22 protein-coding genes and 1 pseudogene are annotated in these 25,976 nt (G+C 59.6%); 18 read left to right on the forward strand and 5 right to left on the reverse strand.

Going from position 1 to position 25,976, the window contains the following annotated elements; translation table 11 throughout:
* Positions 1-3 precede the first annotated feature (3 nt).
* The 3 genes from RGM3321_RS11320 to RGM3321_RS11330 are packed head-to-tail and all read left to right on the forward strand — an operon-like array spanning position 4 to position 3,024.
* The gene (locus RGM3321_RS11320) at positions 4-648 is read left to right on the forward strand and encodes a LysE family transporter (protein ID WP_024638643.1); all 645 of its coding nucleotides are present in this window, start codon (positions 4-6) and stop codon (positions 646-648) included.
* Positions 649-672: 24 nt separating this feature from the next.
* Positions 673-1,827 (forward strand): iron-containing alcohol dehydrogenase, encoded by a 1,155-nt coding sequence (locus RGM3321_RS11325; protein WP_244393117.1) that lies wholly within the window; start codon positions 673-675, stop codon positions 1,825-1,827.
* A 3-nt stretch (positions 1,828-1,830) separates the two neighbouring features.
* Positions 1,831-3,024: a serine hydrolase domain-containing protein gene (locus tag RGM3321_RS11330; RefSeq protein WP_244393118.1), complete on the forward strand. Its 1,194-nt coding sequence runs from the start codon at positions 1,831-1,833 to the stop codon at positions 3,022-3,024.
* On the opposite strand, the gene ftrA is transcribed toward RGM3321_RS11330, so the two are convergent.
* The gene (gene ftrA, locus RGM3321_RS11335; protein ID WP_244393119.1) at positions 2,984-3,937 is read right to left on the reverse strand and encodes a transcriptional regulator FtrA; all 954 of its coding nucleotides are present in this window, start codon (positions 3,935-3,937) and stop codon (positions 2,984-2,986) included. The genes RGM3321_RS11330 and ftrA overlap by 41 nt on opposite strands.
* Before the next feature lie 142 nt (positions 3,938-4,079).
* On the opposite strand from ftrA, the gene RGM3321_RS11340 reads away from it, so the two are divergent.
* From RGM3321_RS11340 to treS, 4 genes are all read left to right on the forward strand, one after another.
* Complete coding sequence (locus tag RGM3321_RS11340; protein ID WP_005734627.1) at positions 4,080-4,685, forward strand: DJ-1/PfpI family protein; 606 nt, start codon at positions 4,080-4,082, stop codon at positions 4,683-4,685.
* A 228-nt stretch (positions 4,686-4,913) separates the two neighbouring features.
* Positions 4,914-5,213, forward strand: coding sequence for a LysR family transcriptional regulator (locus RGM3321_RS11345; protein WP_003400996.1), 300 nt, complete (start codon positions 4,914-4,916; stop codon positions 5,211-5,213).
* The gene (locus RGM3321_RS11350) at positions 5,195-5,779 is read left to right on the forward strand and encodes a LysR substrate-binding domain-containing protein (RefSeq protein WP_244393139.1); all 585 of its coding nucleotides are present in this window, start codon (positions 5,195-5,197) and stop codon (positions 5,777-5,779) included. Before RGM3321_RS11345 ends, RGM3321_RS11350 begins: the two co-directional genes overlap by 19 nt.
* A gap of 158 nt (positions 5,780-5,937) precedes the next feature.
* Positions 5,938-8,001 (forward strand): maltose alpha-D-glucosyltransferase, encoded by a 2,064-nt coding sequence (gene treS / locus RGM3321_RS11355; protein WP_244393120.1) that lies wholly within the window; start codon positions 5,938-5,940, stop codon positions 7,999-8,001.
* Here the strand turns inward: treS and RGM3321_RS11360 are convergent.
* The gene (locus RGM3321_RS11360) at positions 7,998-9,770 is read right to left on the reverse strand and encodes a sigma-54-dependent Fis family transcriptional regulator (protein WP_244393121.1); all 1,773 of its coding nucleotides are present in this window, start codon (positions 9,768-9,770) and stop codon (positions 7,998-8,000) included. The two genes, treS and RGM3321_RS11360, sit on opposite strands and share 4 nt — an antisense overlap.
* 279 nt (positions 9,771-10,049) lie before the next feature.
* Between RGM3321_RS11360 and RGM3321_RS11365 the strand changes: the two genes are divergently transcribed.
* The 3 genes from RGM3321_RS11365 (at position 10,050) to RGM3321_RS11375 (ending at position 13,423) form a co-directional block, all read left to right on the forward strand.
* The gene (locus RGM3321_RS11365; protein WP_244393122.1) at positions 10,050-11,531 is read left to right on the forward strand and encodes a benzaldehyde dehydrogenase; all 1,482 of its coding nucleotides are present in this window, start codon (positions 10,050-10,052) and stop codon (positions 11,529-11,531) included.
* Positions 11,532-11,622: 91 nt separating this feature from the next.
* A complete protein-coding gene (locus RGM3321_RS11370) occupies positions 11,623-12,390 on the forward strand; it encodes a coniferyl-alcohol dehydrogenase (RefSeq protein WP_244393123.1) in 768 nt (255 codons plus the stop codon).
* A gap of 85 nt (positions 12,391-12,475) precedes the next feature.
* Complete coding sequence (locus RGM3321_RS11375) at positions 12,476-13,423, forward strand: transporter (RefSeq protein WP_244393124.1); 948 nt, start codon at positions 12,476-12,478, stop codon at positions 13,421-13,423.
* Between the two features lie 511 nt (positions 13,424-13,934).
* Here the strand turns inward: RGM3321_RS11375 and mhpT are convergent.
* Positions 13,935-15,155: a 3-(3-hydroxy-phenyl)propionate transporter MhpT gene (mhpT, locus tag RGM3321_RS11380; protein ID WP_244393125.1), complete on the reverse strand. Its 1,221-nt coding sequence runs from the start codon at positions 15,153-15,155 to the stop codon at positions 13,935-13,937.
* Positions 15,156-15,481: 326 nt separating this feature from the next.
* Here mhpT and RGM3321_RS11385 point away from each other — a divergent pair, with 326 nt between their 5' ends.
* A complete protein-coding gene (locus tag RGM3321_RS11385) occupies positions 15,482-16,804 on the forward strand; it encodes an OprD family porin (RefSeq protein ID WP_244393126.1) in 1,323 nt (440 codons plus the stop codon).
* A gap of 44 nt (positions 16,805-16,848) precedes the next feature.
* Here the strand turns inward: RGM3321_RS11385 and RGM3321_RS11390 are convergent, their stop codons facing one another.
* Entirely contained in the window at positions 16,849-17,337 is a 489-nt protein-coding gene (locus tag RGM3321_RS11390; RefSeq protein WP_244393127.1) for a MarR family transcriptional regulator, read from the reverse strand.
* A 211-nt stretch (positions 17,338-17,548) separates the two neighbouring features.
* Here RGM3321_RS11390 and RGM3321_RS11395 point away from each other — a divergent pair, with 211 nt between their 5' ends.
* The 5 genes from RGM3321_RS11395 (at position 17,549) to RGM3321_RS11415 (ending at position 23,689) form a co-directional block, all read left to right on the forward strand.
* The gene (locus RGM3321_RS11395) at positions 17,549-18,379 is read left to right on the forward strand and encodes a p-hydroxycinnamoyl CoA hydratase/lyase (RefSeq protein ID WP_058402866.1); all 831 of its coding nucleotides are present in this window, start codon (positions 17,549-17,551) and stop codon (positions 18,377-18,379) included.
* 87 nt (positions 18,380-18,466) lie between these two features.
* On the forward strand, positions 18,467-19,915 hold the full coding sequence (locus tag RGM3321_RS11400) for an aldehyde dehydrogenase (RefSeq protein WP_244393128.1): 1,449 nt from the start codon (positions 18,467-18,469) through the stop codon (positions 19,913-19,915).
* A gap of 155 nt (positions 19,916-20,070) precedes the next feature.
* Entirely contained in the window at positions 20,071-21,957 is a 1,887-nt protein-coding gene (locus RGM3321_RS11405; protein WP_244393129.1) for a feruloyl-CoA synthase, read from the forward strand.
* Positions 21,954-23,198, forward strand: a complete 1,245-nt coding sequence (locus RGM3321_RS11410) for a thiolase family protein (RefSeq protein WP_244393130.1) — start codon at positions 21,954-21,956, stop codon at positions 23,196-23,198. The genes RGM3321_RS11405 and RGM3321_RS11410 overlap by 4 nt, the downstream gene beginning before the upstream one ends.
* Before the next feature lie 146 nt (positions 23,199-23,344).
* Positions 23,345-23,689, forward strand: a complete 345-nt coding sequence (locus RGM3321_RS11415) for a hypothetical protein (RefSeq protein ID WP_244393131.1) — start codon at positions 23,345-23,347, stop codon at positions 23,687-23,689.
* Between the two features lie 8 nt (positions 23,690-23,697).
* Here the strand turns inward: RGM3321_RS11415 and RGM3321_RS11420 are convergent, their stop codons facing one another.
* Positions 23,698-24,102, reverse strand: a complete 405-nt coding sequence (locus RGM3321_RS11420) for a RidA family protein (protein ID WP_244393132.1) — start codon at positions 24,100-24,102, stop codon at positions 23,698-23,700.
* A gap of 154 nt (positions 24,103-24,256) precedes the next feature.
* Here RGM3321_RS11420 and RGM3321_RS11425 point away from each other — a divergent pair, with 154 nt between their 5' ends.
* Positions 24,257-25,192 carry a LysR family transcriptional regulator gene (locus RGM3321_RS11425; RefSeq protein ID WP_244393133.1) on the forward strand — a complete coding sequence of 312 codons (936 nt, stop codon included), beginning with the start codon at positions 24,257-24,259 and terminating at the stop codon, positions 25,190-25,192.
* 154 nt (positions 25,193-25,346) lie between these two features.
* Positions 25,347-25,829, forward strand: a pseudogene (locus tag RGM3321_RS11430) (AAA family ATPase); the annotation flags it as partial.
* Positions 25,830-25,976 lie beyond the last annotated feature (147 nt).

Raw genomic sequence — 25,976 nt, forward strand, 5'->3', positions numbered from 1 at the left:
ACTATGTACGAAATCACTTTGCTGACCGCCCTCGCTGGCGCGTTCATCGTGTTGATCATCAGCCCTGGTCCGAACTTTCTGGTCATCACCCAACTCTCGTTCAGCCAGTCACGGCAGCAGGGCATCTGTGCCGGGCTGGGCGTTGCCTCGGGCAGCATCCTCTGGGCCTTGCTGGCCGCTACCGGGTTGGGGCTGGTGTTTCAGCAGTTGCCATGGCTGCAACCGACCCTGCAATTGCTCGGCGGTGCCTACCTGACCTGGCTCGGCAGCAAAAGCCTGCGCAGTGCCGGCAGCCAGCCCAAACCCAGGGACATCGCTGCGCTGGGCATTGGCAGTCTGAGCCGTGCCTATCGGTTCGGCCTGCTCACCAACCTGACCAATCCCAAGGCGCTGGCGTTCTACACCAGCGTGTTCACCACCGTGACCACGCCGGGCATGCCGATGTGGGTACGTACTGCGGGGGTATCGATCATCGCGGTGCTGGCGATTGCCTGGTTCGTGCTGCTCGCCACGCTGTTTTCGATCCCCGCGGTACAGACGCGCTATCAGCGCATGAAAAAGGCCATCGACATCGTCACCGGCCTGTTCATGATCGCTTTCGGTCTGCGCCTGCTGATCGGGTTGCTGCCTGCTGGCCTCACTCACTGAACTCCCCTGTAAAGGAATACCTGAATGCACCGCAACGACTGGCACTACCCGACTGCAATCCGTGCAGGCGCAGGACGCGTCAACGAACTGGTCGACGCCTGCCGGAAGACCGGCATAAAACGGCCGTTACTGATTACCGACAGCTTTCTCGGCAGCACCGACATGATCGCCAGCGCCGTGGAGGATTGCCGCAGCCAATTAGGTCATTGCGGCCTGTTTGACCGGGTCAAGGGCAACCCGACCGGCACCAACGTCGCCGAGGGCCTGCAAGCCTACAGAGCCGATGGCTACGACGGCGTCATCGCGTTTGGCGGCGGCTCGGCGCTGGACGCTGCCAAGGCAGTCGCGCTGATGTCGGGCCAGACCCGCCCGTTATGGGATTTCGAAGACATCAACGACAACCACCTGCGCGCCGATCCGGATGGCATTGCACCGGTGGTTGCGGTGCCGACGACGGCCGGGACCGGCTCTGAAGTAGGGCGTGCGTCGGTGATTACCGATGAGCAGGCGCAGGTCAAACGCACCATTCTGCACATTCGCATGATGCCGCGCATCGCGATTCTGGATGCCACGCTGACTCTGGACCTGCCGACGCACCTGACTGCCGCGACGGGTGCGGACGCCTTGACTCACTGCATGGAATCCTGGTGTTCACCGGCCTGGCACCCGATGGCCGAAGCGGTGTCGGTCAAGGGCATGCAGATGATCAAGGAATATTTGCCTCGGGTTGTTGTTGACGGCCACGACCTGGAGGCACGTCAGCAGATGCTGGTGGCCTCCAGCCTCGGTGCAGCGGCGTTTCAGCGCGGGCTGGGCGGGGTACACGCGATTGCACAGAGCCTTGGGGCGCTCTACGACGAGCATCACGGTTTGCTGAATGCGATTCTGCTGCCCTATGTGCTGGAGGCCAATCGTTCGGCGCTGCTGAAGCAAATGGATGATCTGGCGGTTTACCTGCGTTTGCCCACGCCCGGTTTTACCGGGGTAATGGACTGGTTACTGGCGCTACGCGAGCAGATTGGCATTGCGCATACGCTGGGCGAGATCGGCATCGATGATCGCGACGCCGAGCGGGTCGGAAGCATGGCGTTTGCCGATGGCTGCTCGCACACCAACCCGATTCGTCATTCGGCCGAGGCCTATGCGCAGATCTTCAGCCGCGCAGTGAAGGGCCTGTGAGCGATGATTGCCCTGAATGAGTCCGCCCTGGAGCGTGTCAACAGTGTCTGGCAACGCTTCATCGACCAGCGCCGGATCGTTGGCGGGGTGCTGTTGCTGGCCCGGCATGGGCGCTTGGTTTACGCCAGCGCACTCGGCTGGGCAGATCGCGAGCAGCAGATTTTGGTCACTCGCAGCACACGCTTTCGGCTGGCGTCACTGACCAAGCTGCTGACCTCGGTGCTGGTGTTGCGGCTGTGTGAGGCGGACGTCCTGAGGCTTGATGCCTCGGTGACGGACTGGTTGCCAGCCTTTCGTCCGCGTCTGGCCGGCGGCCGTGAACCTGCCATCACGCTGCAGCATTTGCTGTCGCACACTTGCGGCTTGAGCTACGGCTTCGAACAAACGCCCGGTAATGCCTATGAGCAGGCAGGGGTGTCGGACGGGCTGGACTGTGTGCCGTTTGATCTACAGGAAAACCTGACCCGGTTGGCGCGTCTGCCCTTGTTGTTCGAGCCGGGCAGCGCCTGGGCCTATTCGTTGGCCACTGATGTGCTGGGCGCTGTGATTGAACAGGCCACCGGCACGCCCTTGTCAGAGGCTGTTGCCAACTGGGTCACCCTGCCTTTGCGCATGGATGCGACTTCCTTCAGGCAAGACCAGCAACGAACGCTGGCTTGCGCCTACAAGGACAGTGTGAACGGCCCGCAGCGTATCGGCGACAACGATGTGTTGTTGCTCGACAGCGGACAGGCGCGGCTGTCATCGGCTCGGGCTTTTGACGCAGGTGCATATGAATCTGGCGGGGCAGGCATGCTGGGCACGGCTGATGACTATCTCCGGCTGCTCGAATGCCTGCGTCTGGGGGGCGCGCCGTTATTGAGCGCCGTCAGCACCGAGCGCTTGCTGAATAACGCGATTGGAAACATGACCATCGCCAGCCGGGGGGCTGGCTGGAAGTTCGGCCTGGGGCCGATGATCCTTGCCGATCCTGCTGCCGTACGGGGTCAGCAGCAGGGTGTCGGGACCTGGTCGTGGTGCGGCCTGTATGGCAGTCATTACTGGGTTGATCCGGTTTCCGCGCTCAGCATGGTCGTTCTGACCAACACGGCCGTTGCGGGCGCGTGGGGTGAGTTTGCCGAGGCGCTTGTCGATGCGGTCTACGCCAGACCCGAGGTCACGCCCGGGCAAACTGCTTGCGGTAGCTGCTCGGGCTGATGCCCACCAGATTGCGGAAGTGCCGGCGAAACGACTCTTCGGAGCCGAACCCGGCGCGGTCCACCACTTCGTTGAGACGCAGCTTCGAGGATTCCAGCAACTCCTTGGCGTAGGCAATGCGCTCTCCGAGAAGCCAGTCGTAAGGCGTAAGGCCGGTACTTTCCATGAAGCTGCGGTGCAATGTGCGGGTGCTGAGCGCCGCCCTTGAGGCCATTTCCTTGATGGTGTGAGGGCGCTGCAAGTCGCTGCGGATCCAGTCCATTAAATTGGAAATCGGCCCGTCGCTGGCCGACACTAGTTGTCGGGACGCATATTGCGATTGCCCGCCTTCGCGGTGAGGCGGGATAACCATGCGCTGCGCCACCATGTTGGCAACGCGCGAGCCGTGATCGTTGCGCACCAGGTGCAGCATCATGTCCAGCCCGGCGGCCGAGCCCGCAGCGGTCACGATAGTGCCTTGGTCCACATACAGTTCGTTGGGTTGAATGGTCAGGCCCGGATACATGGTTGCCAGCAGGTCGGTGTAGCGCCAGTGAGTGGTGACCTTGTGCCCGTCGAGCAGACCGGCTGCGGCCAGAACGAAAGCGCCTGTACAGATCGAGCAGATCCGCGCGCCGCGTGCATGAGCAGCCTGGAGCTGTTCGATGAGCCGCTGCGGGACTGCGGACTCCACCCCGCGCCAGCCTGGCACGATGATTGTATCGGCGTTCTCCAGCAGCACCTCGCCAGGCGTTGGCACGATGGTAATCCCCCCGGCGGCGGTAATCGGCCCGTCGTCAACCGGGAAGGTCGCGAATTCGTACCAGCTGACACCCAGTTCAGGTCTTTTCAGCGCAAATACTTCGACCGTGCAGCCAAATTCGAAGGTGCACAGCTGGTTGTAGATGAGTGCGACAACGAGATGATTTTTCATGGCGCGATGTTACCGGATATTGGCATTTCAGCCAGTAGTTTGGCGTGATGCTACTGGGTAATCTGCACCCTGTCACCGCTTGAAACTGCTTAAACCTCAATATGATGCAAGTGGTCTGCCATGCAGGCCCTGGAGCCAACTCGTGCCACTCAATATCGGTATCTACGTTTATGACGACGTCGAGGTTCTCGACTTCGCTGGCCCCTACGAAGTGTTCACCACCGCAACACGCATGCACGCGCGCAACAGCCGTGATGACCGACAGTTGTTCAATGTATTCACCATCGGGCGCAGCACCGCACCAGTGCGTGCCCGCGCCGGGCTCAAGGTCGATCCGGACTTTTCGATCAACGACCATCCTGCAATCGACTGCCTGATCGTCCCGGGCGGGGTCGTGACCGCCGAACTGGAAAAACCCGACGTGATTCACTGGATCAGCGATCAGTCGGAACCCGGGCGCGTGGTGGCTGCCGTGTGCACCGGTGCCTTTCTGCTGGCCAGGACCGGCAAGCTGGCAGGCAAGCAAGTGACCACGCATTGGGAAGACATCGACGACCTCAAGGAAATGTTCCCGTCGGTAGACGTGCTTAGCACGCTGCGCTGGGTCGACGAGGGCTCATTTGTGACATCGGCAGGTATCTCCGCCGGTATCGACATGAGCCTTCACCTGGTAGAGCGCCTGCACAGTCGTGAACTGGCCGAACGCACGGCGCTGCAAATGGATTTCGACTGGACCGAGAACGACTGAGCCACTCAGTCCCGCTGCGGATAGCCGTGAAGACGCCATGTGCCTGAAATGTGCATGGCCACCTCTTCAACCTCATAGCCGCGTTCGCTTTACCCCCGTTTGAGACATTTATTCGAACGGCTGATAACCCGGCCAGTTCGGTGTTTCAGCGGGGGTTTCCTGTATTCCCGAGCCTTCGGCTTAGCGGCAGGGCCGCACCCACCTTTGCAAAACCAGAGTGCAGGACACATGAAAACCCACTTCTTCAAAGTCGTTCAAACCGTTGCTCAGCACGGTTCGTTCTCGGAGGCCGCAGCCATTCTGGGTTGCAGTCAGTCGAACATCAGCTATGCCATCAAGGAAGTCGAAGATTTTTTCGAAAAACGCCTGTTCATTCGCAGCCGCACAGGCTGCACGCTTACCCCTGAAGGCAAGGTCATCAGCCAGACCCTGGGAAATATCATGGCCACGCTCGAACAACTAAAAAAAATGGGGTCAGTGGCAGCGTCACCATTCATTACCACTCGCACATCCGCGAGACCGGCCTAAGCGCTTCGCTGGACTTTCTCGCCCATCATTACCCCGATATCCACCTGAACGTGCTGCACCGCAGCGAACAGCATCCGTCGCTGGACGCATTGATAAAGGGCGTGGCCGATATTCTCATCCTGCCGGGTGCTGTGCTGGACGAGCATTACCTCGAGCACCATTGCTGGTCGGACCACTACGTACTGGTGGCGGCGCGCAGCAAGCAGGGGGCAGCGCAGTGTTTCGCCGAGCTTGCGCAGGTGTCGCGTTATGTGGCCTGGCGGCATCCAGGCGTGGAGCGCCTGCACCAGCAACTGGCATCGGCGCAGGTGCGGCTCAGTCAACGCGGCGAACTGACCTGTCTGGACACACTTCTGGAGCTGGTCGCCAAGCGCCATTGCATCTCGATTCTGCCCAGCGCGCTGCTGAACGGGTGCTTCCATGAACTGGAGTCGATCCCGCTGCCGCTTACCGTGATGCGGCACATCAGTGTCGTGGCGCGGCCGGTCTCGCTGCTCTCCAATGCCGCCAACGCGGTGATTCAGGCTCTGAAAAAGCCTCCTGTTGCCATCCTTCAACCTTACTGATGCCGCAAAACCTCGTCACAGCACGGTCGGTGAACGTCAGACCGCGACATGAATGCAACGAATCGGGCCTGGTGGGCTCATATCCGTAAGCAATACATTCAGGGCGCTCCGCCTGCGGAGCGTCTCAGGTCGCCGATTGGAGAGGAAGACTGGACGCTATGACGATACCGGACAAGCAGTACGTGGACTGGCTGGTCGAGCAATCGATGCTTAATGCCGCAAGACAGCGCGCCAAGACCTATTCAGGGCAGGGCAGGCTCTGGCAGCGTCCTTTCGCCCTCGCACGTCCCAGAGATGCATCCGCTATTGCGTCAGTCTGGTTCACCGCTTATCCGGCTTCTATCGTCACTCGCGAAGGTGGCTCGGTGCTGGAAGCGCTGGGTGATGAAACCCTCTGGCACGCGCTGTCGGAGATCGGCATTCAGGGCATTCACAACGGCCCGCTGAAGCTGTCAGGCGGGCTGAAAGGCCGCGAGCGGACCCCGAGCATCGATGGCAACTTCGACCGCATCAGTTTCGGCATCGACCCTGATCTGGGCACCGAGGCACAACTGTTGAGCCTGACGCGCATCGCTGCAGCGCACAATGCGGTGATCATCGATGACATCATCCCGTCGCACACCGGCAAGGGCGCAGACTTCCGTCTCGCCGAGCTGGCGTACGAGGATTACCCCGGCCTGTTTCACATGGTCGAGATCCGTGAGGAAGACTGGCCGCTGTTGCCTGAAGTGCCGACCGGTCGCGACGCCGTCAATCTGATGCCCGATGTGGTCGATCAGTTACGCGACAAGCATTACATCGTCGGCCAGTTGCAACGGGTGATCTTCTTCGAGCCCGGCGTCAAGGAAACTGACTGGAGCGCCACCGATGTGGTGCATGGCGTCGATGGCAAGGCCCGCCGCTGGGTCTACCTGCATTATTTCAAGGACGGTCAGCCTTCATTGAACTGGCTGGACCCAAGTTTTGCCGCGCAACAGATGATCATTGGTGATGCACTGCATGCCATTGATGTAATGGGCGCGCGGGTACTGCGTCTGGACGCCAACGGCTTCCTTGGCGTGGAGCGTCGTGCCGAAGGTACTGCCTGGTCGGAAAGCCATCCGCTGTCGATCACCGGCAACCAGCTACTGGCCGGTGCGATCCGCAAGGCAGGCGGTTTCAGCTTCCAGGAACTGAACCTGACCATCGATGACATCGCGTCCATGGGGCAGGGCGGCGCTGACCTGTCCTACGACTTCATCACGCGACCGGCCTATCAGCATGCACTGTTGACCGGCACCACCGAGTTCCTGCGCTTGATGCTGCGTCAGGTGCATGCGTATGGCATTGATCCGGCCTCGCTGATCCATGCCTTGCAGAACCATGACGAACTGACTCTGGAACTGGTGCATTTCTGGACGCTGCACGCCCACGACACCTTCCATTACCAGGGGCAGACGTTCCCGGGCAATATCCTGCGCGAGCACATCCGCGAAGAGATGTACGAGAAGTTGTCCGGTGAACACGCGCCGTACAACCTCAAGTTCGTCACCAACGGTGTCTCCTGCACCACGGCCAGCATCATCACCGCAGCGCTGGGCATTCGTGACCTGAGCACGATCAGCGATGCAGACATTCAGCAGATCCAGCACATTCACCTGCTGCTGGTGATGTACAACGCCATGCAGCCGGGCGTGTTTGCCTTGTCGGGCTGGGACCTGGTGGGCGCCTTGACGCTACCGGCCGAGGAGGTCGACCACCTGATGCAGGACGGTGACACGCGCTGGATTCATCGGGGCGCCTACGATCTGGTCGATCTGGACCCGGAAGCTGAGTTTTCTGCCGGTGACATGCCGCGTCCGAAGACGCTGTATGGCAGCCTGGTCAGTCAGCTCCAGCGACCTGATTCATTTGCCTCGCAGCTCAAGAAAATTCTTGCTGTGCGCCGCGCCTACGACATTGCAGCAAGCCGCCAGATTCTGATTCCCGACGTCGAGCATCCAGGGCTGCTGGTCATGGTTCACGAGTTGCCTGCCGGCAAGGGCACGCAGATCACCGCGCTCAACTTCAGCTCAGAGACTATTGTCGAAACGCTGCACCTGCCTGGCATCGCGCCGGGTCCGGTGGTCGATATCATCAACGAGCGGGTCGAGGGCGATCTGACCGATCAGGGCGAGTTCACCATCACGCTGGATGCCTACGAAGGGCTTGCCCTGCGTGTGGTCAGCACCTTGCCGATCTAGGCGCCTGCTGGCTGCTGTTTCTTCAGGCGATAGGCAAACTGGGCTCGACTCAGGCCCAGCAATCGCGAGGCGGCCGCCAGGTTGCCCTCGCTCTCGTCCAGTGCTTCGTGGATCAGGCGCTGTTCGAGATCGTCGATGGAGAATGCCTGACCGGACTGCCCCAGAGTGTCCAGCAATCTGGCAGTCGAGGCCTGCCGGGTTTTTGAAACAGAGGTCTGCCGCAACGCGCCCTCGGGGTTCAACGAGTAGGAGTCCTCCGGTAACGACTCGTTGCGGAAGATATGCACCAGATCAATGGCCTGGCCTTCGTCGCTGGCAATCAGCCCGCGCTCGATCAGGTTCTGCAGTTCGCGCACATTCCCGGCGAAGTCATAACGCAACAGCGTCTTCAATGCTCGCATGGTCAACCCGGCCGGCGTCCTGCCGTACTCCAGACAGAATCGTTTGAGAAAAGCGTTGATCAGCAACGGGATGTCGTCGCGGCGTTCACGCAACGGGGGCAGTGTGATCGGGTAGACATTCAGGCGGTAGAACAGGTCCTCGCGGAACTCGCCATCGGCCACCGCCTTGCGCAAGTCGACGTTGGTCGCCGCCACCACCCGAACATTGACCTTGATGCCTTGTCCGCCCCCGACGCGTTCGATCTCCCGCTCTTGCAGGGCGCGCAGCAGTTTGCTTTGCCCGGCCAGGCTCAGGGAGGTAATTTCATCCAGAAACAGCGTACCGCCGTTGGCGCGCTCGAAACGCCCGGGCCTTGAGTGCGTCGCCCCGGTGTATGCCCCACGCTCGACGCCGAACAGCTCGGCTTCGATCAGGTTATCGGGAATGGCTGCGCAGTTGAGCGCCACGAACGGGCCTTCGCGGTTGCGGCTGAGCTGATGCAACTGGCGGGCGAACATTTCCTTGCCGACGCCGGATTCACCGCTGATCAATACAGTTGCCGGGGTCATTGCCACACGGTGCAGTGCCTGGGTGGCGGCATTGAATGCGGCGCTGGCACCAATCAGCGGCTGCTCGGTGCCGGTGGGTGGACTCGCGTCATGGTTCGCTTTTGCCAGCGGAATAGTTTGCTCAGGGGCAGATGGTTTGACCACGCTCAGGTAGCCCAGGTCGCGTGCGACGTCGCCCCATTGTTCCGCGGTCTTGCCAACGACTCGGCAGTTCGCGTGGCCCATGCCGCGGCACTCCACTTCGCGGAAGACCACCATTTGCCCGAACAGGCCGCTGACAAAACCGATGGCGTAGCCGATTTCGGTCCAGCACACCGGATCCTGCCCGATGCCGTACGCTGCCACATGCTCGTCGGCTTCGCAGGAGTGATGCCAGAGAAACTCCCCTTCGTAGAACCCGGACTCGGCGTCGAACTTGAAGTGCAACGGCTCGACCTTGGTCATGCCTTCCAGCGTGTGCAAGTGCGTACCGGCACGAAACGCTGATGTGGCATCAGCCAGTGGCCAGCGTTCGCGAATCAGCCGGGCGTCGCGCGCGCCAGATAGATAACCGGCACGGGTGAACATTCCGCGTGCCTGCTCCTGCCCCAGACGCTCGATGATCTCACGACGCAAGGTGCCGAACGATGAGGTGTGCAGCAGCAACATGCGCTGATCGTTGAGCCAGATGCGCCCATCGTCAGGCGAGAAGAACAGGCAACCGGTCAATTCCTCGGCGGTCGGTGAGCCACTGGCGTCTGGCTGACTGCTGTCGCCCCGAGGCAGGAAGTGCTCAGTGGAGACTCTGTGGTCGGGAAGCTCGCAGTGAGGATTTCTCATTCGTGTACCTCGGTCCGGCATTGGTCTAAATGATCAATTCATGACTCGATTAATAAACATAACTTCATCAAATGAACAAGCTCCGCCGCGCAGGATTTCCGGTCCTTGATGCTTGCTCCGTTAATGAGGTTGCCGAAAAGCCTTGTCCCAGAGCGGTTGAGCGGCTATATGACAACCTGATTGCAATCCCGGCACAGGCTTTGCTCAGGCCTGTTTACGGCGCGTGCTGTCCATTGGAGTGGAGCAGGCGATTACAACCATAAAAGCCGGAGTCTGAATATGTCAGCGTCTGATGGCACCCCCCTGTTGCACCGCGCGATTGAATCCGAATGTGTATTCAATGGCGACTGGATTCCTTCCTCATCCCCGTTATTGCCCGTCATCGAGCCTGCGACCGGCGAGCTGTTGATGAACACTGCGATGGCTGACGCGGCGGATATCGCCGTTGCCTGCCGGGAAGCTTCGCTTGCCCAGCCTGCCTGGGCGGCGCTGGGGCCTCGTGAAAAGGCTGAAATATTTCTCCTGGCCGCCGATCACGCGGTTTGCGCGTTCGATGAACTGGCTTTGTATGTGGCCCGCGAGAGCGGCGGCAGTCTGCACAAGGGCCAGCACGAAGTGAATGAGGCCATCGTGTTGCTGCGCCAGGCCGCGGGCATGCTTTCGCAGGCCCATGGTCACGGTCTGATGTTGCCCAGCGCTGCCGGTCGCCTGTCTTATGCACGGCGCGTCGCGCACGGTGTGGTGGGGGTGATTTCGCCGTTCAATTTTCCATTGGTGCTGTCCATGCGCTCGGTCGCTCCGGCGCTTGCGGCTGGCAATGCCGTGGTCCTCAAGCCAGACCCGCAGACGCCGATCAGTGGCGGTTTCCTGATCGCCAGGCTGTTCGAGGAAGCCGGGCTGCCCAAAGGGCTGTTGCATGTGTTGCCGGGGGCGGCGGATGCAGGCGAAGCGCTGTGCCGCGACACCAACGTACAGATGATCACGTTTACCGGTTCAACTGCGGCCGGACGCAAGGTTGCCGAGGCTGCCGGACGCAACCTGAAGAAAGTGTCGCTGGAATTGGGAGGCAAAAACCCGCTGGTCATTCTCGAAGACGCCGACCTTGATCTGGCTGCCAGCAATGCAGCGTTCGGAGCCTGGCTCCATCAGGGGCAGATCTGCATGGCTACCGGCCTGATTCTGGTTCACGAATCGATTGTCGCCGACCTGACCCGCAAGCTGGCAGACAAGGGGCGGGCGTTGACGGTCGGTAATGCGGCACGCGGTGAAGCTGCGTTGGGGCCGCTGATCAACAAACGCCAGTTGCAGCATGTACACCAGGTGGTCAGCGACAGCCTGCATGCCGGTGCGCAACTGGAAACCGGCGGTGAATATGAGGGCCTGTTCTATCGCCCTACAGTGCTCAGCGGCGTGAAGCCCGGTATGCGTGCGTTCGAGGAGGAGATTTTCGGCCCGGTGGCGGTTGTGGTCAGCTTTTCCACCGATGAGGAAGCCATTGAACTGGCCAATCGCTCTGAATATGGTCTGGCCGCTGCGGTTATTTCCCCGAATGTGGGCCGCGCCACGGCGATTGGCGACCGACTGCGGTGCGGCATGCTGCACATCAATGACCAGACCGTGGCCGATGAGTGCATCAACTCGTTCGGCGGGCGCGGAGCGTCGGGCAACGGCGGCAGCGCAGGCAGCCCTTCAGACTGGGAGGAGTACAGCCAGTGGCAGTGGGTGACGGTGAAGAATCAGGCGCCGACCTATCCATTCTGAGTGTGCCCGGGCTTCTATGCTTTATTGCAAGTAGTGATGTGATGTGATGCAGCGACAAAACGTGATCCAACAACAATAAGAGCGCGTGACTATGAACCTGAATAATAAAACACTGATCGTTACGGGTGTGTCCTCCGGAATTGGCGCTGAGCTGGCAAGGATGGCGCGCTTTCAAGGTGCCAGAGTGATTGGCATCGATCGCCATGAACCGCAACTGACCGTGGACGGATTCTTCCAGGCGGACCTGGCTGATCCTGACAGTATCAATGCGCTGGTCGAGCGCTTGCCCAGGCAGATCGACGCCCTGTGCAACATTGCCGGCGTGCCCGGCACTGCGCCGGTTCAAGCGGTCGCCAGAGTGAATTACCTGGGGCTGCGCCATCTGACCCAGTGTCTGCTGCCGCGCATGGCCCCGGGCGGCAGTATCGTCAACGTATCTTCGATACTCGGTGACCAATGGGCTAAACGGCTGGAACTGCACAAGGCGCTGGCCGCCACTGAAAGCTACAGCGAAGGGCAGGCGTGGCTGGCAACCAACCCGGTGGCTCAGGAGACCTGCTACCAGTACTTCAAAGAGGCGCTGATTGTCTGGAGCTTTCAGCAGTCGCAAGAGTGGTTTCGCGAGCAGTCGGTGCGCGTCAACTGTGTCGCGCCGGGCCCGGTGTTCACGCCTATTCTGGGGGATTTTGTCAGCATGGTCGGCCAGGAACGGGTTACCCGTGACGGCTTGCACATGAAGCGTCCTGCGCTGGCCGACGAGGTGGCCGAGGTGATTGCGTTTCTGTGCTCCGACGCATCGCGCTGGATCAACGGTGTCAACTTGCCGGTAGACGGAGGGCTGGCAGCTTCTTACGTGTAATGGCTGCAAACGGTGCAACCCCGACGGCACGCTCGTGGCGTCGGGGATATTGAAAAACAACAACAATAAGTACAGGAATCACAAGATGCCCAAGTCTATCTTGCGTACCGTTGCGACCGTATCAATCATCGGCCTTTCATCAACCGTCCACGCCTATGACTTGCCCGGCCTCAATCTGGGCAACACCAGCTTCTACGACGGATCGCCAGCCCCGGCAGGGCCAGGCTGGTATCTGGAGGAGTACCTGAACTACGCCAGGGCCGATCGCTTCAATGACGTGAATGGCGACAAACTGCAACTTCCCAAACAGGATGTGGATGTACTGGCCGTGACCACGCAGCTGATTTACGTCGGCCAGCCTTTGGCCAATGGCGCGATGCCGGGTATTACCGCAATCAACACGTCGCTGGCGCATGCCGACGTGGACGATGGTCTGGATAACACCGCGCTGAGTTCACGCGCAGGGTTTGGTGATGTGATCATCGGCCCGTTTCTGCAGTTACCGACGATCACTCGTGCTGATGGCAGCCCGCTGTTGACCCAGCGTATCGAGGCGGACATTGCGATCCCGGTTGGTGCCTACAATCGCAATCGCTCGATCAATCCTGGCAGCAACTTCTGGTCGTTCAACCCGTACTACGCCGCGACTTACTGGTTTTCCCCGAAATGGTCGGCCAGCGGGCGTTTCATGTACTTGTGGAACGGCAAGAATGACGACCCGCAAGCCGGGTTCGGCAATGTCTCCGACACTCAGGCGGGCCAGGCGCTGCATGCCAACCTGACCTTGCAATACGCAGTGACCGAACAGCTTTCGCTGGGTCTCAACGGCTACTGGCTCAAGCAGTTCACGGACACCCAGGTGGATGGCCATGACGTCAGTGGCCGCAAGGAAAAAGTCTGGGCAATCGGCCCGGGCTTACTGTATGCCTTCAGCAAGGAAAACGTCCTGACGGTTAACAGCTACTTCGAACAGGGCGCGGAAAACCGCACCGAAGGCAACAAGCTGGTGCTGAATTTTCTGCACAAGCTGTAAGGCATGAGATTGTTTTGACTATCGTTCCAACGCTCCGCGTTGGAATGCAGTTCGTGACGCTCTGCGTCACACAAGGGTTCTGCTATGTCAGGTGGACTGAGGTTCGGCTCAGGTCACCTTTTCGCCCCTCGGCGACCTACTTTGATGGGGCCAAAGTAGGCAAACCCCTTCGCTCCGGTTTCCGGCCCGACTTCGTCGGGTTCCTTCGCCCTGTCACTGATCCGGGGGTCGCCGCAACGCGCCATCCATGGCGCGGTGCGGCTAGCCTGGCGTCCTGCCAGGCTACCCCCGGATCAGCGCCAGGACTCAGCCGTCACTAACGTCGCACTCTGCGTCGACAGTGCCATCGCGATCAAAAAAACAGCCTGAGATCTAAAACAAATCTCACTTAACCCCCAGAACGATGTGACACGGATTGCTCATTGTTATACATAAATCCGCTTTTGATTCTGGCCGGAGGCCGTGGGAGTGGACCGGGCGAAGCTTCGCTTGTTGGCGAAAAGGGCCTTGATCAGCTCGACTCTGCAGCCTTGAGCTCACGCTTCTCGATGGCGACTGACCTGGACAGCACTGTGATCGCCGCCAGTGCGGCAATCACCAGGCCTAGCGAGGTGGCCAGCAGTACGCCGGCGGTTCCGGCGCCAGCGCCCAGCAGTTGTCCGGCTGCCAGGGGACCGGCGACCGAACCGAGACGGCCGATGGCCACTGCAGCCCCCACACCGGTGGCGCGTACCGAGGTCGGGTAGGCGGGCGGGGCCAGCGCATACAGCACCAACTGCGCGGCGATGACAAACACCCCGGCTGCAAACCCGGCAAGGGCCATCGGTACGATACCGACCGACAGACCCACGCCTGCCAGCGCCGCGAGCAAACCGGCGTAGACGAACAGCACGACCTTGATGCCATTGCAGCGATCGAGCAGCAACCCGCCCAGCAACGAGCCCAGCGCGCCGCCGATATTGAACAGCATCTGCACCATACCTGCCTGCGGTTTGCTGAAACCCTGACCGATCAACAGCGACGGCAACCAGTTGAGCAGCATGTACATTACCGTCAGGGTAAAGAAGTAGCCGATCCACAAGGCCAGTGTCGTGCGAGCTCTGCCGTCGCCGAACAGTGCGCTGGCGCTTGAATGCCGCATAGCGCTTGCAGTGGTCTGCTGTTTAAAGGCGCTGGATTCGGGCAGTAACATGATCATCAGCGGGACCACCAGCAACGGCACCAGACCGCCGATGATGAAGGTTGTCTGCCAGTGCTCGCTGCTAAACATCGCGACCACAGCAGCGAGGGCTCCGCCCAGCGGAACGCCTGCGTACATGACGCTGATGGCGAGCCCGCGATGGCGTTCGCCGACAGCTTCAGCGCACAAGGCGATCAGGTTGGGCAGCGCAGCCCCCAGCCCCAGGCCGGTCATGAAGCGCACCAGCAACAGGGCAGAAAAGCTTTCGACATAAGCGGTGCTCAGTGAGAAGACCCCAAACAGCAGTACTGCGCTCACCAGAATCTTCTTGCGGCCGATACGATCCGCGATCCAGCCGCCAAAAAAAGCGCCCGGCAGCAGCCCGATGATCCCGGCACTGAACACCCAGCCCATCATTTTCGGGTCAAGGGCAAAGCTTTGACGCAGTCCCGCAGCCGCCGTCCCGGCAGCCTGCAGGTCGAAACCTTCGATGAGTGCGACGATAAAACATAAGACGATGGTCAGCGTCGAACGACGCAACGGACTGTTCATGGCAAGCCTCATTGTTGTTTTTGTTGTGAGGAAAGCCTGTTCCCGAGCGCCGACGACGGCGTCGTGACAGGTGCTGATCAAGGTAACAAAAATAACTAAAAAATGAATCCGCTCATAAAATTCAATAGAAGTAGGAATTATTCTTTTTAAAACATTTAGTTAGGTTGGGTTTTAAAGAGTAACAGTAAAGTAGTTACTGTTATTAATGTTCGATTATCGGTCGCTCTGGATTGACGTCGATACGAAATCCTCCAATTCTCCGTCGACGGGCCTGCGGCCAGCGCTGGACCGAATCCAAAAACAACAACAATAAGTGGACATCCAACATGCCAACGCTCACTCGTGGTGCAGCAAGAGCTGTGTCAACTCTCTTTTTCCGTCGAAAAAATTGCGGTCTCGCGCTGGGCCTGGTGGGCGTTAGCGCTATACCTGACCCCGCACAGGCTCAGGGGTTTCTGGAAGACAGCCACGGAACCTTGACGCTGCGCAATTACTATATGGACCGTGATTACAAGGACGATGGCGCCAAAACGGCCACACGGGAGTGGGCGCAGGGGTTCATTATCAACGCCGAATCCGGCTTTACAGAAGGAACGGTGGGCTTCGGTCTTGATGCGCGAACGCTGGTGGGCGTAAAGCTTGATTCCTCGCCAGACCGCAGCGGAACCGAGCTATTGCCGGTATCAGCCAGCGACGGACGGGCTGCTGACGAGTATTCCCGACTGGCATTGACCGGCAAGCTTAAATTCCGCGAAACCACAATCAAGACGGGCGACGTTTCGATTTTTCTGCCGTTTGCTTTCGCCAGCCCCTCACGCCTGTTGCCACAGACCTTTCGGGGCACGACGCTGACTTCAAAGGACATCGAAGGCTTGACCTTCAATGCCGGCTATATCGACCGGGTCAACAAGCGCGACTCCAGCAATTATCAGGCGATGACCATCGCTTCGCCGAACCGGCGCTTCAATGGTGCAGCAACGTCATCGCACATGGTCTATGCCGGGGGCGACTATCAGGTCAACAAGGAGCTGAGCGTACGCGCGTATCACGCTGAAGTGGCCGATCTTTATACTCAGAACACGCTCGCGCTGCTGCACAAAGTGGCGATTGGCGACGGCGAACTGACCACCGATCTGCGCAGCTTTTTCAGTAGCGACACTGGCAGCGCGAAAGCCGGAGAAGTGGATAACCAGAACCTGTCGGCGCTGCTAGGTTACAAGTGGGGAGGGCACAGCGTCAGTCTTGGCTATATGTATTCGAGCGGCGATACCGCTACGCCCTATCTATCGGGTACCGAACTGATGGGGTTGAGCGAGATGACCATGAGTTCTGACTTTCTCAATGCCAGGGAGCGTACCTGGCAAGCCATTTACGACTATGACTTCACTGCCGTGGGGCTTATCGGGTTACGCAGTCGCCTGCGTTATGTGCGCGGCGACAACATCGAACTGGCCGCTTTCAATGCCGATGATCGCAAGGAACGTGAGTTTCAGATGGAACTGGGCTACGTCGTTCAGAGCGGCCCGCTAAAGAATATAGGCCTGCTGGCGCGCAAGTCGATCTATCGCAACGACTTCCCCGCAGGCGCCGCCTTTCGCGATGAAAACCAGACGCGCTTTATTGTTCAGTACAGCTTGCCGCTCTGGTAATCAGCCCGTCATCGACGGCAAAAATCGCCGTCGATGACGGATTTTTATGATTGGTAAACCTTTTTCAGCAGCCTGAGCAGGTCCTGACGTTCCTGATTATCCAGCGCCGAAGTGGAATCGAGGTCACTGTCGATGGCGATCTGTTTCAGTTCGCGCAGCAGTGTCTCGCCGCTCTTGCTGAGGAAGATGCCATACGAGCGTTTGTCCGGCTTGCAGCGAACCCGCACGGCCAGCGCACGCTCTTCGAGCTTGTTCAGCAACGGTACGACCTGCGGCGGCTCGATTGCCAGCGCCTTGGCCAGGTCTGCCTGCATGAGGCCGGGGTTTTGCTCAATGATCGCCAGCGCCGAGAACTGCGCGGGGCGCAGGTCGTGGGCGGAAAGACGTCCGATCAGGTTCTGGAACAGCTTGAGCTGTGCCCGGCGCATGGCATAACCGATCAGATCATCCAGCGCAGAATCCGTTGGCAAAGCTGCTTCGGCAACCTGTGCGGAGGCCTGGCAAATGTCGGCAATGTCGGATGGCTTGGCCATTGAAAGTGCAGTCCTTTTGATGGGGTGGGTCAATCAGCCGATCAGTTTGCCGAGGTTAGCGAACGATAGCTATGGGGTATACGTCACTGTGACCAGCCTATGCAGGCAGAGTGCCGACTTTTTAATTAATAACGATAACAGTTAATTGACATAACTATATTTGCCGTTTAGCTTTGAGCTACCGTCAAGCCAAGAACAAGAGAGTATCGCCATGAGCAAGTACGAAGGTCGCTGGAAAACCGTCAAGGTCGAGATCGAGCAAGGTATCGCGTGGGTCATCCTCAATCGGCCTGAAAAGCGCAATGCCATGAGCCCGACCCTGAACCGTGAAATGATCGATGTGCTGGAAACACTCGAGCAGGATCCCGACGCAGGTGTTCTGGTGTTGACCGGTGCGGGCGAGGCCTGGACTGCCGGCATGGACCTCAAGGAGTACTTTCGTGAGGTGGACGCCGGACCGGAGATTCTTCAGGAAAAAATCCGCCGCGAGGCCTCCCAGTGGCAATGGAAGATGTTGCGCATGTACGCCAAACCGACCATTGCAATGGTCAACGGCTGGTGTTTCGGTGGTGGGTTCAGCCCGCTGGTGGCATGTGATCTGGCGATCTGCGCCGATGAAGCGACCTTCGGGCTGTCGGAAATCAACTGGGGCATTCCGCCTGGCAACCTGGTGAGCAAGGCTATGGCCGATACCGTGGGTCATCGCCAGTCGCTTTACTACATCATGACCGGCAAGACCTTCGATGGTAAGAAAGCCGCTGAAATGGGGCTCGTCAATGAGAGCGTGCCGCTGGCACAGCTGCGTCAGGTGACCATTGACCTTGCCCTCAATCTGCTGGAAAAGAACCCGGTGGTACTGCGCGCCGCCAAGCATGGCTTCAAGCGCTGCCGCGAACTGACCTGGGAGCAGAACGAAGACTACCTGTATGCCAAACTCGATCAGTCACGCCTGCTGGACAAGGAAGGCGGGCGCGAGCAAGGCATGAAGCAATTCCTCGACGACAAGAGCATCAAGCCAGGGCTGGAAGCTTATAAGCGGTAACAAGCTACAAGCGTGAGGCCTTGACTTGAGGCTTGCATTTCAAGGTTTGAGGCTGCTCTTGAACAACAATAACAAAGAGGAATCATCATGCTGGACGTGCCCCTGCTGATTGGCGGCCAGTCGTGCCCCGCCCGTGATGGACGTACATTTGAACGCTGCAACCCGGTGACAGGCGAAGTGGTTTCGCGTGTGGCCGCAGCGACCCTGGAAGATGCCGATGCGGCAGTCGCGGCTGCTCAGGCTGCGTTCCCCGCCTGGGCGGCGCTGGCTCCCGACGAGCGTCGAGCGCGTCTGCTCAAGGCCGCCGAGCAGTTGCAGGCGCGCAGTGGCGAATTTATCGCTGCCGCTGGCGAAACCGGGGCAATGGCTAACTGGTATGGCTTCAACGTACAGCTGGCCGCCAACATGCTGCGCGAAGCCGCGTCGATGACCACGCAGATTACCGGTGAAGTCATTCCCTCCAATGTGCCCGGCTGCTTTGCCATGGCACTGCGCCAACCCTGCGGCGTGGTGCTCGGCATCGCGCCGTGGAATGCGCCGGTTATTCTTGCTACCCGCGCCATCGCCATGCCGCTTGCCTGCGGTAACACTGTGGTGCTTAAGGCATCGGAGCTCAGCCCTGCGGTGCATCGGCTGATCGGTCAGGTATTGCAGGATGTCGGGCTGGGCGACGGTGTCGTCAACGTGATCAGCAATGCGCCTGCCGATGCTGCGGCGATTGTCGAGCGTCTGATCGCCAACCCTGCCGTGCGTCGAGTCAATTTCACCGGTTCGACCCATGTGGGGCGTATCGTCGGTGAGCTTTCGGCACGCCATATGAAACCGGCACTGCTTGAGCTGGGCGGCAAGGCACCGTTTCTGGTGCTGGACGACGCTGATCTGGACGCGGCGGTGGAAGCGGCCGCATTTGGGGCCTATTTCAATCAGGGCCAGATCTGCATGTCCACCGAACGGTTGATCATTGATCGGAAGGTGGCGGATGCCTTTGTTGCGAAACTGACCGCCAAGATCGAAACGTTGCGTGCCGGCAACCCGGATGACAGTGAATCGGTGCTGGGGTCGCTGGTAGATGTCGGGGCTGGCACGCGCATCAAGGCGTTGATCGACGACGCCGTGGGTCTGGGCGCAACGCTGGTGATTGGCGGGCAGTTACAGGGCAGCATTCTGCAACCGACGTTGCTCGATGGCGTGACTGACACCATGCGCCTGTACCGCGAAGAGTCCTTCGGGCCGGTGGCTGTGGTGATCCGTGGCGACGGTGACGAGGCGTTATTGCGGCTGGCCAATGATTCGGAATTCGGCCTCTCGGCGGCGATTTTCAGTCGCGACACCAGCCGCGCTCTAGCGCTTGCGCAGCGAGTCGAGTCGGGTATCTGTCACATCAACGGACCGACTGTGCACGACGAAGCGCAAATGCCTTTTGGCGGGGTCAAGTCCAGCGGGTATGGCAGTTTCGGCGGCAAGGCCTCTATCGAGCATTTTACCCAGTTGCGCTGGGTAACCTTGCAAAACGGGCCGCGGCACTACCCGATCTGAATCCTCCGGTGCTGGCGTCGCCCAACTGTTGCAAAAGACCGTGTCGCCGGCAAGTCAGGCATAACAATAACAAGGTTGCAGCCTGGTGCTGCTACGCTCGGCCCGAACCGCTGCAAGCCGTTGGGTGTCTGCGTACCTTGATGGAGAGAACGCACGTGAGTTCCGATATCAGATCATCAACGCTGTACAGTGAAGACAGTTCACCACGCTATCGCCAGGTCTCCATCGGTCATCCGCCCATCGAGGTGCGGGAAGAGCAGGGCATTTTGCATATGCGCGCCCTGGAACCATTGGCGCAATTACCCGATCGCTTGCTCGACCGATTAGTGCACTGGGCCAGCATCCGTCCGCAGCAAACCTTTATTGCCGCCCGCGACAGCCGTGGTGGCTGGCGCAAGGTCAATTACGCCGACATGCTCAAAGACGTGCGCGCCATCGCGCAGAGCCTGCTGGCATATGGGTTGTCCGCCGAGCGGCCGCTGGCGCTGCTATCGGGTAACGACATCGAGCATTTGCAGCTTGCACTGGGTGCCATGTACGCGGGGATTCCCTATTGCCCGGTATCGCCAGCGTATTCAGTCATGTCCCAGGATTTCGCCAAGCTACGGCATGTTTGCGAAGTGTTGCAGCCAGGGCTGGTATTTGTCAGCGACGCCGCGCCGTTTCAGCGCGCCATTGACGCGGTCATTCCAGCGGATACGCCGATCATCACTGTGCGCGGGCAACTCGCTGGCAGGCGCCCACTAAGTTTCGCCAGCCTGTTCGATCAGCCGGGCGGCCGTGAAGCCGAGGCGGCTTTTCTGGCCAGTGGGCCGGACAGTATCGCCAAGTTCCTGTTCACCTCGGGCTCGACCAAACTACCCAAGGCCGTAGTGACCACGCAGCGCATGCTGTGTGCCAATCAGCAGATGCTGCTGCAGACATTTCCGGTGTTCGGCGAAGAGCCGCCCGTGCTGGTCGATTGGCTGCCGTGGAATCACACCTTCGGCGGCAGCCATAACCTAGGTATCGTGCTGTACAACGGTGGCACGTTCTATCTGGACAACGGCAAACCGACCGTTCAGGGCTTTGCCGAAACCCTGCGCAACCTCAAGGAAATCTCGCCGACGGCCTACCTGACCGTGCCCAAAGGCTGGGAAGAGCTGGTCAGCGCGCTGGAGCAGGACGCCGAACTGCGTGAGCGATTCTTCTCGCGCATGAAACTGTTCTTCTTCGCCGCTGCCGGCCTGTCGCAAAGTATCTGGGATCGCCTTGACCGTGTCGCCGAGCAGCATTGTGGCGAACGTATTCGCATGATGGCGGGGTTGGGCATGACCGAGGCTGCGCCTTCCTGTACGTTCACCACCGGACCGCTGTCGATGGCCGGCTATATCGGCTTGCCTGCGCCCGGTTGCGAAGTGTGTCTGGTGCCGGTGGACGGCAAGCTGGAAGGCCGTTTCCGCGGTCCGCACATCATGCCCGGCTACTGGCGCTCGCCGCAGCAGACTGCCGACGTGTTCGACGAAAACGGTTTTTATTGCTCCGGCGATGCGATCAAGCTCGCCGATCCTGCGGCGCCCGAGCTGGGCCTGATGTTCGACGGGCGTCTTGCCGAGGACTTCAAACTGTCGTCCGGCGTGTTTGTAAGTGTCGGACCCATGCGCAACCGTGCAGTGCTGGAAGGCTCGCCGTACGTGCAGGATGTGGTCATTACCGCGCCTGATCGCGAATGCCTGGGTGCGCTGGTGTTTCCAAGGTTGCATGAATGTCGTCAATTGGCCGGGCTGGATGCACAGGCTTCTGATGCGCAGGTGTTGGCCAGTGCGCCGGTACGTGCGTGGTTCGGCGAATGGCTGACCCGCCTGAATCAAGGTGCAAATGGCAATGCCAGCCGTCTTGAATGGATCGTGCTGCTTGACGAACCCGCGTCTATTGACCGTGGCGAAATCACCGATAAGGGGTCGATCAACCAGCGTGCGGTGCTGCAGTGGCGGGCAGAAATAGTCGAAGCGCTTTATCGTGATCAGTCCCCGGACAAACTCAGTGCCGAGCCGACGGCATGAGCAGCGGCGGGCAATATCTGGCGTTCTGCGACGTGGCCATTGTCGACGCAGTACGCACGCCGTGGGTCGATCTGGGCGGCGCTCTGGGGCATATCTCACCCATCGATCTGGGTATAAAGGTCGGTCGTGAGGTTCTGGCGCGTGCTGCCATTCAGCCTGATCAGGTCGACAGCGTACTGGCTGGCTCAATGGCGCAAGCCAGTTTCGATGCGTACCTGCTGCCCCGGCATATCGGCCTGTACAGCGGCGTCGCGCAAAGCGTTCCGGCGCTGGGCGTGCAACGCATCTGCGCCACAGGTCTCGAACTGTTGCGTCAGGCCGCTCAGCACGTGAGCGAAGGCGGGCAGATGGCGCTGTGCGTTGCTGCCGAATCGATGTCGCGCAACCCGATTGCGGCCTATACCCATCGCGATGGTTTCCCGCTGGGCGGCGCTGTGCAGTTCAAGGACTTTCTCTGGGAAGCGTTGTACGACCCGGCACCGGCAATGGACATGATCGCTACGGCGGACAATCTTGCAAAACGTTACGGCTTGAGTCGTGAAGCCGTGGACGGTTATGCATTGCTCAGCCATCAGCGCGCACTGCAATCGCAGCTTAGCGGCCAATGGGCTGGCGAAATTGTGCCGGTCAACAGCCAGCGCTTTGAGCTGGAGGGGTATCAGCCGCGCGGCATCGAGTTGCCACGAGGGGCTGAAACGGTCACGCAGGACAGCCATCCGCGAGCGACCACCCTGGCGGCGTTATCCCGTTTGCGCGCCATTCATGCTGATGGTGTGCAGACCGCAGGCAACAGCTGTGCGGTGGTCGATGGCGCGGCAGCGGCGTTGGTGGGCCGCGCTTCGCAGTCAGAAAGACCGGTACTGGCGCACCTGTTGGCCAGTGCTGTGATTGGCGTCGCTCCAGAGCTCATGGGCATTGGCCCGACACCTGCCATCCAGCTGTTATTGCAGTGCAGTGGGTTGGCGCTGAGCGACATTGGCCGGCTGGAAATAAACGAAGCGCAGGCGGCCCAGATGCTGGCTGTGACACAAACGCTTGAACTGGAAAGCGAACGACTCAACTGTCTGGGCGGCTCACTGGGCCTGGGCCACCCGTTGGCAGCCACCGGGTTACGTCTGGTCATGACCCTGGCCAGGCAATTGCGCGAAGAAAACCTGCGCTACGGGATTGCCGCCGCCTGCGTAGGTGGCGGGCAGGGTATGGCGCTGCTGATCGAGAATCCGGCATTCATCGCCTGCTGAGCCTACCCCGTGCCCTCCTTATCCATGACTCGAAAGCGACACTCAGTCATTTAAAGTGCTTCACTTGACGCAGGTCATCCTTTAGCGCTTGACCGAATTGAAGTGAACAGTGACTCTCGCGTCTCTCAACACTACGGAACCCGTATATGCGTGCCCTCGCTGAGCTTTCTTTCGATTTCGTCTGGCATTTGATGTTCACGGATGACGATCAGCTCGACCAGGATCTGGCGGTGCGCTCGCTGGAAAATCTGTCTGACTGCTTTTCGGCGATGTCCGACGAAGAGAAAAGAGCGTTCATCGCTGTGGCGCATGAACGCAAGGCACGTCTTTTTGCAGTGCTCGATGCCGATGGCTACTCGCCAATGCTGCACGCCACTGAAGACCAGGCGCAGTTTCTTGATCATGTGGTGTCCGGACAATTCTTCCAGCAGTTTGAAGAGCCCGCGGCTATTTATGCCAGCGACCGCGTGGTACCGATTCGCAGCAGCTGAGCTGCCCGCTAGTCGCATGCAGTTTCCGGCAATCTGGCAATCACCTTGATTTCAAAATCAAAGCCATAAAGCCAGGTGACGCCGACGCCCGTCAGGGTCGGGTGGGGCGCGTTGCCCCAGAATTCCGGGACCACCTTCCATATATGCTCGAACTTCGCTTCGGGGTCGACAATGAACACCGTCACGTCGACCACATCATCGAACGTGCAGCCAGCGGCCAGCAGAATGGCGTTGAGGTTGGTGAACGCCAGGCGCACCTGCTTTTCGAGATCCGGCTCCGGTGAGCCGTCTTCGCGACTGCCCACTTGACCAGAAACAAACAGAAAACCATTGGAACGTACCGCGGGCGAATAGCGATTGCGCTCGTAAAGCGCCTGACGACCAGCGGGGAAAACGACGTCACGGTGTGGCATGGGTGCCTCCATCAAAGGGTCGAGTGACCTGAAATCAGTGGTGAAGCCACTGTAGGGACTTGCGCCGAACCGATAAACGAGCAACCGTACTCAGCACTGTTTGGGGAACCCAAACAATCCGGCAGGCCAGCGCGACGAGACAGGCAGGGCGAGAATGGACCGTTTTGACGCGATGCAAGCGTTTGCCCGAGTGGTGGAAACAGGCAGCTTCACCAAGGCTGCCGCCACGCTGCACATGAGCAAGACCAGCGTGACGCAGTTGGTGCAGCAACTGGAGGCACGCCTGCGGGTCAGGCTGCTCAACCGCACCACACGCAAGGTCAACGTGACTGCCGACGGCGCAGCCTATTACGAGCGCGTGGTCAGGCTGCTGGCCGACATGGATGACGCGGAGACCAGCCTTTCCGGTGCGACGTCGTTGCCCAGAGGTCGATTGCGCGTGGACGTGCCGAGCCCGTTGGCCAGCATGCTGTTGATGCCTGCGCTGCCTGGTTTCCATGCCCGCTATCCGGACATCCAGATCGACATGGGCGTCAGCGACCGTATTGTCGACATGATTGGCGAAAACGTTGACTGCGTTGTGCGCGGTGGCGAAATAACCGATCAGTCACTGATCGCGCGGCGCGTGGGCGACCTGCAACTGGGTGTGTACGCCGCGCCGGATTATCTAACGCGAATGGGCACGCCTGTTCACCCGCGCGAGCTTGAAGATTCTGCCCACCGTATCGTTGGTTACCTGTGGGCACGCACCGGCAAGGCGCTGCCATACGCCATGCACCGCGACGGTGAGAAGGTCCATGTGCAGGGCCGCTATACGCTGGCGGTGGATGATGGCAATGCCTACATTGCCGCAGGCCTGGCCGGAATGGGCATTCTCTGGCTACCGGACTACATGGCCAGGCAGCATCAGGTGCGCGGTGACCTGATACCGCTGTTCAAAGACTGGCAGCTGGACAGCATGCCGATGTACGTGGCATTCCCGCCGAACCGGCATATCAGCATCAAGGTACGTGTGTTCATTGACTGGATTACCGAGCTGATGGCCGAGCATGCGCCTGTCAGTCAGCTTCACGGAGCCGAGCAATCGTAATCTGCGCTCGCAGCATTGGCGACTTGCCATGTCAGGAATAGTGTTAAATTCTTGACCTGAGTATGAAAAGCTCAACGCAGCGGGGATTCCATGCACTTGGGCAACATCGATTATTGGAGAACGACTTGATGACGCATGTGCGAGTTTCGAAAGCATGTTGATTTCGATTGAGCTGAAAAACTTCAAGAGTTACGAGAGTGCAAGTCTTCCGCTGGCGGCCATGACCTTTTTAATCGGTGCCAACGCTTCGGGCAAGAGCAACGTCCTTGAAGCTATCCGCTTGCTCAACTGGCTGGCCAAAGGCAGCCGTCTTGAAGACATCACACGATCAATTCAGAGTGGCGATGCGGTTGTTCGTGGGCAGGCAAATGATTTGCTGCGCGATCCTCTTGCGAGTTTCAGTTTGGGGGGCCGGTTTGAGGGCATGCCAAAGGGGTGGGGGCATTTTGAAATATCGATTGGCCTGGTAGCCGATCAGTTGGTCGTCACAGCGGAAAGCGTAGTGAAACCGGGCGAAGCGGTTCCTCTGTACCAGGTCGACGGTCGCGCCAATGACCATACCGATGAGATCAGGGTTGCCTACAACAACTTCAAACGAGGAAAAAACAAGCCTCATATTCCTTGTTCAAACCGGCGTTTCTCAAGGTAGTTGTCGCATCCACCGCGTGCTACGCGACCTTTACCACCACAGTCAGCTCCCTTTCAGGATTCAGATACACCGTCCCTATCGGGTTCCAGTTGCGTGTTTCTCCCGTCCATCGTTCCGGTCTTTTTTCTCTGGCCT

This window comes from Pseudomonas sp. RGM 3321, from assembly GCF_022836805.1.
In the GTDB taxonomy this organism is placed as follows: domain Bacteria; phylum Pseudomonadota; class Gammaproteobacteria; order Pseudomonadales; family Pseudomonadaceae; genus Aquipseudomonas.